Genomic DNA, 7,440 nt, shown 5'->3' with positions numbered 1-7,440 from the left:
GAAGACGACGACGTTTCCGCCGCGATAGCGCCGCTCGCCGCTACCGAACCGCAGCTCACCAGGCGATAGTTCGTACTGCGCACCGGGCCGCTGCAGCGGACCGGTGCGAGGACCGCGCTCCTCGGACGAGACCGGTGTTCAGCCTTGGGACTGAAGGCTCCAGGTGCGCCCGTCGGGGTCGCGCACCGTCATCTCCTTCGTTCCGTAGTGGGTCGCCTCGAAAAGCGTCACCACGTCGAGGTCGCTGTTCGGCTGGAAGGCGTCGGCGTCGGCGACGGTCAGCACCAACTGGGTCCGAGGGGTCTGGTTGTTCGGGATCTCCGCGATGAAGACGTAGGGGCCGTCGCCGTTGCGGAACAGGCCGGAGTTGTGGTCGGTGGTGAACTCCGGCTCATAGCCGAGGGCTTGGAAGAACCTCGCCGTCTTCCCCCAATTGTGCGTCTCCACAAGTACGCCCTCGATGCCCTTCGTCGTCACAGCGATTCTCCTTCAGTCGCGATCATTGCCCGCGGTGTCCTCGAGGTAGGCGCGCAACGCGTCCGCGACCAGCGCCGACAGGGAGGTGCCCGACTCGATGGCGCGGAACTTCACCTGCTTGATCAGGCCGATCGGCAGGTACACGTTGAACTGCTTCACTTCCTCGTCGCCCACCAGCTGATGCTAGCATGCTAGCAAGCTAGCGCGGCTGGCACTTTCCCGGTCGACCCGATGGCGGAATGGACGTAGCGTCGAATTCGTGAAAGTTCCCGAACACCTGCCCACCACCGCGGGCGAGCTGCGTTCGGCCGGCTACCTGCCGCGTGGCGTGAAGACCGAGATCCGCGAGAACCTGCTCACCCTGCTGGGTTCCGGCGCCGACCCGTGGCCCGGCATCGTCGGGTTCGAACGGACGGTCGTGCCGCAACTGGAACGCGCGCTGCTGGCCGGGCACGACGTGGTGCTGCTCGGTGAGCGCGGCCAGGGAAAGACCCGGCTGCTGCGTTCCCTGGCCGGCCTGCTGGACGAGTGGACACCCGTGATCGCGGGCGCCGAACTGGGCGAACATCCCCTCGATCCGATCAGCCCGGCCGGTCTGCGGCTGGCGGCCGAGCTGGGTGACGATCTGCCTGTGGCGTGGCGGCATCGCTCGCAGCGTTACGCCGAGAAACTCGCCACGCCGGACACCTCCGTCGGTGACCTGATCGGGGACGTGGACCCGGTCAAGGTGGCCGAGGGGCGCAGCCTCGGCGACCCGGAGACGATCCACTTCGGGCTCGTGCCCCGCGCGCATCGCGGCATCGTGGCGATCAACGAGCTGCCCGACCTCGCCGAACGCATCCAGGTCGCGCTGCTGAACGTCATGGAGGAACGCGACATCCAGGTCCGCGGCTACACCCTGCGCCTGCCCTTGGACGTGCTGCTGGTCGCCACCGCCAACCCGGAGGACTACACCAACCGCGGCCGGATCATCACGCCGCTGAAAGACCGGTTCGGCGCGGAGATCAGGACCCACTACCCGCTCAACGTCGAGGCCGAAGTGGCTCTGGTCCGTCAGGAGGCCGAGCTGGTGGCCGAGGTGGGCGATGCGCTGATCGAGGTGCTCGCGCGCTTCGTGCGGCAGTTGCGCGAGTCGTCGGCGATCGATCAGCGCTCGGGCGTCTCCGCGCGATTCGCCGTCGCCGCCGCCGAGACGGTGGCCGCGGCCGCGTTGCGCAGGTCCGCCGTCACCGGCGAGCGTCCGGCGGTCGCGCGTCCGGTCGACCTCGAATCCGTGCCCGCGGTGCTGCGCGGCAAGCTGGAGTTCGAGTCCGGTGAGGAGGGCCGGGAACAGGAACATCTCACCCACCTGCTGCGCCGCTCGTTCTCCGAGACCGCGCGGGCACTGCTCGGCGGCCTGAACCTGCGGCCGCTGGCCGAGGCGGTCGGCGACGGGCACCTGGTCACCACCGGTGAACGGGTGCCCGGCGAGGACGTGCTGTCGGCGCTGCCCGAGCTGCCGATCCTGCACGAGGTCGCCGGACGGCTCGGCGTCGACGCGGCCGATCCGCCGCCCCGGATCGCCTCGGCCGTCGAATTCGCCCTGGAGGCGCTGTATCTGGCCCGCCAGATCGCCAAGGACTCCGACGACGGCACGGCGGTGTACGGGCGATGAGGGCCGAGGTTCCCGGCGAGGCATCGTGACGACGCCCGACCGCTACTCCTACGGCCCCTACCACGACGGGCCCGACCCGCTGGCTCCGCCGCTGGACCTGCGGGAGGCGCTGGACCGGATCGGACGCGAGGTGATGGAGGGCAGTTCGCCGCGCAATGCCTTGCAGGAGCTGTTGCGCCGTGGCACCCGCTCGCTGCCGGGCCTGGAGGAGCTGACGCGCAAGCTGTGGCAGCGCCGCGCGGAGATCTCCCGCAGGCACCGGCTGGACGGCACCTTGCAGCAGGTCCGCGAACTGCTCGAGCAGGCGCTGGAAGCCGAGCGCGGCGCGCTGTTCCCCGACCCCTCCGACGACGCCAGGTTCGCCGAGGCGCAGCTGGACGCGCTGCCGTCGAGCACGGCCGCGGCCGTCACCGAACTCGCCGAGTACTCCTGGCGCTCGGAGACCGGCCGCGCGAACTACCAGAAGATCCGGGATCTGCTCGGCCGCGAACTGCTGGAATCGCGCTTCCAAGGTATGAAACAGGCCCTGCGGAACACCACGCCCCAGGACGTCGAGCGGGTCAGGCGGATGATGGCCGATCTGAACGACCTGCTGGCCGCGCACGCGCGGGGTGCGGACACCGAGCAGCAGTTCGCCGAATTCATGGCCGAGCACGGCGAGTTCTTCCCGGAGAACCCGCGTGACACCGAGGAATTGGTCGACGCGCTCGCCGCCCGCGCCGCCGCCGCGCAGCGGATGATGAATTCGATGTCCGAGCAGCAGCGCGCGGAGCTGTCGGAGCTGATCGGCCAGGCGTTCGGCGACCCGGGAATCGCCCAGCAGGTCGCCGCGCTGGACGCGCATCTGCGGGCGCTGCGTCCGGGCGAGGACTGGAACTCCGGGCGGCCCTTTCGCGGCGAGGACCCGCTCGGCCTCGGCGCGGGCGCACAGGCGCTACAGGATCTCGCCGAACTCGACGCGCTCGCCGAGCAACTCGGGCAGACCTACGCCGGCGCCCGGCTGGAGGACATCGACCTGGAGGCGTTGGCGCGCCACCTCGGCGCGGAGGCCGGAGTGAACGCGGCCCGGCTGGCCGAGTTGGAGCGCGAATTGCGCAAGCAGGGCATCTTCGAGCGGGCGCAGGACGGCTCACTGCGGTTGACGCCCAAGGCTTTGCGGCGGCTCGGCGAGGTGGCGCTACGGGATGTGGTCGGGCAGTTGCGGTCTCGGCGCGGTGAGCGCGACACCGCCCTGGCGGGTGCGGCGGGCGAGCCGACGGGCGGCTCCCGAGCGTGGCGATTCGGTGACACCGAGCCGTGGGACGTGTCGCGGACCGTGCGCAATGCCGTGCTGCGGTCGGCGTCGGCGGGCAGTCGCCGGGTGACGCTCGACGTCTCCGATGTCGAGATCATGGAAACCGAGCAGCGCTCCCGAGCCGCTGTCGCGCTGTGCGTGGATACGTCCTGGTCGATGGTGCAGGACGGTAGGTGGGTGCCGATGAAGCGCACCGCCCTCGCGCTGCACCATCTGATCGGCACCAGGTTCCGCTCCGACGCGCTGAGCGTGATCACCTTCGGCAGGCACGCCACCACCGTCGACATCGGCGAACTGACCGCGCTGGAGGGTGTTTGGGAGCAGGGCACCAACCTGCACCACGCGCTGCTGCTGGCGGCGGCGCACCTGCGCAGGCATCCGGACGCGGTGCCGGTGGTGCTGGTCGTCACGGATGGCGAGCCGACGGCGCATCTGGAGCCGGATGGCGAAGCGTTTTTCAACTGGCCGCCGGAGCCGCGCACGCTGGCCGTGACGATGGCGCAGGTCGACGCCTTGGCCAAGTTGGGCGCGTCGGTGACCGTGTTCATGCTCGGCGACGACCCGCGCCTGGCCGCGTTCGTCGACCTGATGGCCCGCCGCAGCGGCGGCCGGGTGGTGGCGCCGGATCTGGACGGTCTGGGCGCCGCGGTGGTGAGCGACTACCTGCGCGGCCGGGGCTGAGTTCCGCTGCGACGGTGACGCCGCTGCGACCCGCGCATGCGCCGCACGGCGAGGTCGATCGGCTCTACACTGAGCGGGTGGCTTTTCGTCGGCTCGTCGCAGTGTCCTTGTTCGCTTTGGTGACTTCGCTCGGAGTGGCTGCCTGCACGACGGAAGGGCCTGGTACGAAGACCGATTGCACCGTGAGCGGTTGCACGGTCACCTTCGCCCGCGGTGTGGACGCCCGAGCGAGCATCCTGGGCATCGAAGCGAAACTCATTGCCGTGAACGGCAACCTGGTCACGTTGTCGGTGGGCGGTCAGGAGGTCACCGTCCCGGTCGGGGAGACCCAGTCCGCCGACGGGAGCACCGTCACGGTGCAGGAGGTCACCGACGACAAAGTGGTGGTCAAGATCTCCACCGGCCTCACCGGCGGCTGACCGCTCGTCGCCCGGTGGCGCGGCCCAGCCGCGTTCGCACGTCCCGATCTTGTAATTGCTGTGCGGTGACTGTCGGCCACGACAGTGGCGCGCGGGTCCTGCCGCGTCAGTGTTCGGCGCACGGCCGCGAAGTCGGCGCGTCCGTGTGGGTCCGGCGGCGCGTGCCCGTGCGTGAATAGTCGCAGTCGTGCCGCGCAAGTGGCACCGGGGCAGTCGAGTGGCCATATGGAGGACTTATTGTGGCCGGATCGGCGCGCGGTCCGTCGAAAACCGACGGGTATTGAATACCAAAAGGTATTGAATACCGAAAGGTATTATTCGGCCCGGCCAGGAAAAATTATTTTTACCGGAAATTTCTCCCCGATTTGCTGTACAGCCCGCCGCGCCCGTGTGTAGCGTCTGGAACCCGTAAACCCCTCACATGACAAGTGGTGGCGCGTGATCGGTATCGACGGCTCTCTGAAACGCATCATGGATATTCCGGGTGCGCGCAGTGTGACGCTGGTGGACGGCGCGAGCGGTCTGGCGATCGCCGCGGACGGCAGGCACGACCTGGTGGACGAGCACGAAGACGCCGCGGCCACAACGGATGTGGTGCGCGCGGTGCTCGCCTGCCCGGCGCTGTCCACCGACGGCGACGACGTCACCGAGATCATCGTCTGCGGGACTCGCGGATATCACCTGCTGAACCTCGTCAACGGCGACTTCGACGGACGGCTTTTCGTGCACGTGCTGTTCGACGAGGACACCGGGAATCTGGCGATGGCGCGATTCCAGCTGCGCGGAATTCTCGACGAAATGACCGAGGACGCCGATGAGCCCTGAACTCGCGGTCGAATTGCGGCGGCTGGAGAAGGAAGGACGTACGGGGGTGCTGCACGCGGGCGACGGTGCGTTTCATCTCGCCGAAGGAGCGATCGTTTCCGCCGACTGCGGGCGCACCACCGGGCTGGACCGGCTGGTCGTCGAGGCGGGGGTGGCGACGGCCGAGGACTGGCGGCGCGCCGGGTCGGGCGATCCCGGCCGCGTGCTGGGTCGGCCACGGCTGGAAACGCTCGCGATGCTGTCGGTTTTCGATGCCGCCTACTTCTTGCTGGCCACGCCCGTCGTCCCGGAATTCCGGCCCGCGCCGCCACACTGGCTGGCCCCCGTCTGCCACATCACGCCCCGGGTTCTGATGCAGGAGTGCGCCCGGCGCGGTGACCCGGAATCCGGGCCGTGGCCGGCGGATCTGGTCGACCGCGCCCCCGTCGTCCCGGTCCGCCGGGTACGGCGGCGGCGCGTGATGCTCACCGGTGGACAGGCCGAGGTGCTGGCCGCTGCCGACGCGCGGCGCAGCATCGCAGGAATCGGCCGCGAACTCGGCCGCACCACCTATGGATGTCTGGTCGCGGTGCGAGATCTCACCGCGGCGGGGCTGATCGAGCCGCCCGTCGGCAAATCCGTGCCGGTGGCGGCCGAGCCGGCCGCGCTTGCCGGGGTGGTCGGCGAGCCCGCGGCGGTCGCCCGCGCGACCGCCGAGCCGGGCCGGCTCCCCCGCCGCCGCGGGCGGCACTCGGCGCCGGTCACCGTCGCCGAGCGGGTGGAGCCGCCGGACCGTGACCTGCTCGTCCGCCTGCAAGCGGCTTTGGAGGAACTCGCGTGACCGCGCGCAAGAAATTGCTCGGCGATTTGATGGGAAGGTTGACGAAGGTGACGATGTCCGGCCCCGAACCGAACGCGGCGGTGCTCACGGAACTGAAGGCACTACGCGATCGTGTCCCTCGGCTGACCGGCGCGCTGGTGGCGTCCAACGACGGGCTGCTCGTCGCCCATGATCTACCCCCGCAGATCGAGCCCAACGGGATGGCCGCGATGGCCGCCTCGCAGCTGTCGCTGTCGCACCGGCTGGCCGGCACCGCGCACGGCGGCGGGTTCAGCGAAGTCGTGGTGCACGGCACCGGCGGGCACGTGGTGATCTACGCGGCGGGCTGGACCTCGCTGACCGTCTTGGCCGCCCCCGAGGTGAACATCGGCAGGCTGCATCTGGAATCCCGTCCGGCGGCCCGTGCGATCGCCGACTTGCTGACGTCGGCGGCGACCGACGCGGCAAGCGAACAGGCAACGAAAACCCACTGAAAGGAACAGATATGTCCAATATGGATCTGGCACTCAAAGACATGATGGTGATCGACGGCGCGATCGGCGCCGCCGTCGTCGACTACAACAGCGGCATGGCGCTGGGCATGCTCGGCAGTTCCAAGTCCTTGGATCTCCAGATCGCGGGCGCGGGCAACACCGAGGTGGTGCGCGCCAAGCTGAGAACCATGGACCAACTGGGGCTCAAGGAGGACATCGAGGACATCCTCATCACACTGTCCGGTCAGTACCACATCATCCGGCCGATGACCGGCCGCAAATCCAAGGGCCTGTTCCTCTACCTGGCCCTGGACCGGGGCCGGGCGAACCTCGCGATGGCCAGGCATCGCCTGAGAGGCATCGAGGAGGACTTGGAGGTCTGACCGGCGATCGCGCCGACTTGACCTGAACCTTTGTTGAGGCTCGAAGCTGTTCCCGCATCGATACACGTCGAAGGGAACGCGCCATGCCTGACAACCCGATCAATCTCGCCGTCATCATCGGCAGTACTCGCGCGGGCCGCTTCGGCCCGACTGTCGCGAAATGGTTCGTCGCACACGCCGACCGGCACGATGACGTCACCGTCGACGTCATCGATCTGGCCGAAACCCCTCTGCCGGAACGTCTTTCCCACCGTCCCGAACCGGAGGCGGCGCGCGCGCTGGCGGCGGTCGGCCCCCGGCTGGCCGCGGCGGACGCTTTCGTCGTGGTGACACCGGAGTACAACCACAGCTATCCGGCGTCGGTCAAGAACGCCATCGATTGGCATTACGCCGAATGGCGGGCCAAGCCGGTGG

10 protein-coding genes are annotated in these 7,440 nt (G+C 69.1%); 8 read left to right on the top strand and 2 right to left on the bottom strand.

The window, feature by feature from the left end:
* Positions 1 to 138: 138 nt before the first annotated feature.
* Positions 139 to 477, bottom strand: a complete 339-nt coding sequence (locus tag ON27_RS20005) for a VOC family protein (protein ID WP_043729710.1) — start codon at positions 475 to 477, stop codon at positions 139 to 141.
* A 12-nt stretch (positions 478 to 489) separates the two neighbouring features.
* The gene (locus ON27_RS20000; protein WP_043729706.1) at positions 490 to 651 is read right to left on the bottom strand and encodes a ribbon-helix-helix domain-containing protein; all 162 of its coding nucleotides are present in this window, start codon (positions 649 to 651) and stop codon (positions 490 to 492) included.
* 85 nt (positions 652 to 736) lie between these two features.
* Between ON27_RS20000 and ON27_RS19995 the strand changes: the two genes are divergently transcribed.
* From ON27_RS19995 to ON27_RS19960, 8 genes are all read left to right on the top strand, one after another.
* Entirely contained in the window at positions 737 to 2,131 is a 1,395-nt protein-coding gene (locus ON27_RS19995; RefSeq protein WP_043729689.1) for an ATP-binding protein, read from the top strand.
* A gap of 25 nt (positions 2,132 to 2,156) precedes the next feature.
* Positions 2,157 to 4,106 (top strand): VWA domain-containing protein, encoded by a 1,950-nt coding sequence (locus ON27_RS19990; protein WP_218003017.1) that lies wholly within the window; start codon positions 2,157 to 2,159, stop codon positions 4,104 to 4,106.
* 182 nt (positions 4,107 to 4,288) lie between these two features.
* Positions 4,289 to 4,525 carry a hypothetical protein gene (locus ON27_RS19985; RefSeq protein WP_245560019.1) on the top strand — a complete coding sequence of 79 codons (237 nt, stop codon included), beginning with the start codon at positions 4,289 to 4,291 and terminating at the stop codon, positions 4,523 to 4,525.
* Between the two features lie 471 nt (positions 4,526 to 4,996).
* Positions 4,997 to 5,350: a roadblock/LC7 domain-containing protein gene (locus ON27_RS19980; protein ID WP_245560018.1), complete on the top strand. Its 354-nt coding sequence runs from the start codon at positions 4,997 to 4,999 to the stop codon at positions 5,348 to 5,350.
* A complete protein-coding gene (locus tag ON27_RS19975) occupies positions 5,340 to 6,170 on the top strand; it encodes a hypothetical protein (protein ID WP_083887679.1) in 831 nt (276 codons plus the stop codon). Before ON27_RS19980 ends, ON27_RS19975 begins: the two co-directional genes overlap by 11 nt.
* Positions 6,167 to 6,643 carry a roadblock/LC7 domain-containing protein gene (locus ON27_RS19970; protein ID WP_245560017.1) on the top strand — a complete coding sequence of 159 codons (477 nt, stop codon included), beginning with the start codon at positions 6,167 to 6,169 and terminating at the stop codon, positions 6,641 to 6,643. The genes ON27_RS19975 and ON27_RS19970 overlap by 4 nt, the downstream gene beginning before the upstream one ends.
* Positions 6,644 to 6,654: 11 nt before the next feature.
* Positions 6,655 to 7,026 (top strand): hypothetical protein, encoded by a 372-nt coding sequence (locus tag ON27_RS19965; protein ID WP_043729685.1) that lies wholly within the window; start codon positions 6,655 to 6,657, stop codon positions 7,024 to 7,026.
* Between the two features lie 83 nt (positions 7,027 to 7,109).
* Positions 7,110 to 7,440, top strand: a 331-nt coding sequence (locus ON27_RS19960; RefSeq protein ID WP_043729683.1) for an NADPH-dependent FMN reductase, incomplete at its 3' end; no start/stop codon positions are given.

It is taken from the genome of Nocardia asiatica NBRC 100129 (assembly GCF_000308415.1).
Taxonomy (GTDB): domain Bacteria; phylum Actinomycetota; class Actinomycetes; order Mycobacteriales; family Mycobacteriaceae; genus Nocardia; species Nocardia asiatica.
Note: the sequence above shows the minus strand (reverse complement) of the source record. Positions and strands in the feature narration are given on the sequence as shown.